The following is a 2665-nucleotide window of genomic DNA, read 5'->3' on the forward strand; positions in this document are numbered from 1 at the left end:
GGCGTGAATGGCTGGGCTTCGGTCTTGCTCCCACATTGATCGACTCGCTCCTTCTAACTTTAACGTAACGCTTTGGCGTCAAACGGGGTTGCGGGAGAAGCCGGTGCGATTATCGATATCAGTACGCGTATCCATCGCCTGCTCGACTATCATCGTTATGGCGCTAGCATTGCTGGCTATCGGCCTTTCAGTTGGCAACAAAATCCATCAGGCTGACCTGCAGATCACATCCCTGGGCGAGGCGCTTGGTCAAGAAGATCAGATGGATCAAGCACAACGACGGTTGCGCCAGGACATCGGCCGCCTGACCCGCGACGCCGAACGCGGCGTAAAGGTGCCTGACGCACGCTGGAAGAACCTTCGAAATAGGATTAGCGAATTCAAACGTTGGTCGTCACAAGCGGCACCATTAACTGATCACAGATCGCAAGCAGGATCGGCTCCTATTCAGGACGTACGGCAAGCCGCCGCCGTTTTTGCCGAGGCCTCCGACTATCTGATCGAAACGAGCCGCTTCAAACCATCAGACATAAAGGCGGCCATGCCACGTTTCTTGGGCGCGCTGACGGCCTTGGAGACGAGCCGTAGTCAAGCGCGGCAGGAACTAACCTCTGCGATTTGGAAGGCGGCGGATAAAAACCGCCGTGAAAACCGTCGGGATATCGTCTCAGTGTTACTCGGCGGGCTCGTGATCGTGGCGATCATATTTGGCATGGCGATATGGCTTCGTCGAAACCTAGTATCGCCAATTACAATCATGGCTGCGCGCCTGCGAGAGTTCCGGGTTGGGGAGAGTAGTGGGGACCTGCCCGCCCTTGAGCGGGCTGATGAACTCGGTGACTTGGCGCGAGGACTGCACGACTACCGCCAGGCCGTAGAAAGCCGTCGCTCCGCTGAGCGTCGCGCCGAGTTCCTAGCGAACCACGATATGCTAACCGGGCTAGCGAACCGCCTTCTGTTTGAAAATCGTCTTGCTCACGAAATTGCGCGCAGCGTGCGGACCGGGGACGTCGTAGCGGTATTCGCCATCGATCTGGACGCGTTCAAGGCTATCAATGATCGGTTGGGTCATGCGGGCGGAGACCGTGTGCTCAAGCGGACGGCGCAGCTCCTGTTATCGTGCGTCCGCGATGGTGATTTGGTTGCGCGCATCGGTGGTGATGAATTCGCGGTCATTCAGGTAGCGCGGGCACAACCCGCAGCCGCGGAGACGCTGATCTCGCGTATTTTCAGAAAGGCGTCCACGCCATCCGATGACGGCGCGCCGATCGGGATGAGCGTCGGAGTAGCCCTTTCGGAACCTGGTCAAACCGGAAACGAACTTCACGAACTTGCGGATCTCGCGTTGTATCGGGCTAAGGCTGATGGTCGAAATACGGCGCGCATCTACAACAAGCATTTGAAGGAGGAGGAGAGCCAGCGCGAGCGGCTTGCCAGAGACCTCGAGAATGCCGTTTTGGCGAATGAGCTTCGCTTGGCGTTTCAGCCGATCGCTGACACGGCGTCGCTAGAGATCGTGGGGTACGAGGCACTGCTTCGTTGGCGGCATCCCAGCCTTGGCGACATACCGCCAGACGTCTTCGTACCGATCGCTGAGTCCAGCGGACTCATTGGAACTATAGGATCATGGGTGATCGATCAGGCGCTTCGTGCTGCATCGACCTGGGATCCAAAAATCTCACTGGCAATGAACCTGTCGCCCATTCAGTTTCGCTCCGCTGACCTAGCAACCGAGATATACAATGCTGCGTTGCATTGGCACGTCGCGTTCGACCGACTGGAACTCGAAGTGACTGAGAGCGCGACCCTCTTAGGGTTCCAACGGGAGGAGGTTCTCGCCACCCTCGACGAGCTGCGAAAGCGCGGTGCCAAGGTCGTGATGGACGACTTTGGAACGGGGCACTCGTCACTCAGCAATCTCAAGGAATTCACTTTCGATAAGATCAAGATCGACCGAAGCTTCGTGGCCACGATGCACAGCCACACGTCGTCGTCATCGATCGTTAAAGCCACCATAGGTCTGGGCAAGAGCCTCGGTCTCATTATCGTTGCCGAAGGGGTGGAAACCGACGAGCAGCTCTCGGTACTGCGGCAATGGGGCTGTGATCAGGTTCAGGGGTTTCTAATCGGGAAGCCTGCAGAATGTGTCGACTTGATGGGAAACGATGACACCGTGTCCGCCCTGCAGCCAAGCCAAGTCGCGCAGATTGTGCCGGCCTATGAGGGCTTGAAGGCGGCTGATACTGTCGGCTCGCAGTCTAGCCGCTGATACCAAAATGACGTCGCTGCTCGGTCCAACAGGTGGGCAGGTCAGCAGTAAACGCGAGCCGTTTGGCGTCGAGCGTGGTCGGCTGGCGACCGCCCAAGACATCATCGATGATAGCTGGCGCCAGGAACGCCAGCCGGACGACGCGGGTGACATAGGATTTCACCACCCCCTCAACCGCCGCCAGTTCATGCACGGTGATCTCGCCGCTCTGTAGCTGCGTCCACCAGCGTTGCGCCTTGACCAGAAGCTTGATCATCGATGCCTCAGGCGGGATTATGGTGACGGCGCGACCATCGTTCTGCACAATACGAAGCTTGTGACCCGTCCGCGTAAGCCGAACAGGGCAGTCCAAGAGCAGGCTCGTTTCTGTGTCGGCGTTCGCTGTTGCCCCCAGGT

The 2665-nt window shown here is 58.2% G+C and carries 1 protein-coding gene and 1 pseudogene; one reads left to right on the forward strand and one right to left on the reverse strand.

The window, feature by feature from the left end; translation table 11 throughout:
- The first annotated feature begins 169 nt into the window (after positions 1-169).
- Positions 170-2269, forward strand: coding sequence for a putative bifunctional diguanylate cyclase/phosphodiesterase (locus U1739_RS20840; RefSeq protein WP_332710536.1), 2100 nt, complete (start codon positions 170-172; stop codon positions 2267-2269).
- Here U1739_RS20840 and U1739_RS20845 read toward each other — a convergent pair.
- A pseudogene (locus tag U1739_RS20845) lies at positions 2259-2665 on the reverse strand (hypothetical protein); the annotation flags it as partial. The gene U1739_RS20840 and the pseudogene U1739_RS20845 overlap by 11 nt on opposite strands.

This window comes from Parasphingomonas puruogangriensis (genome assembly GCF_036663635.1).
Classification (GTDB): domain Bacteria; phylum Pseudomonadota; class Alphaproteobacteria; order Sphingomonadales; family Sphingomonadaceae; genus Sphingomonas.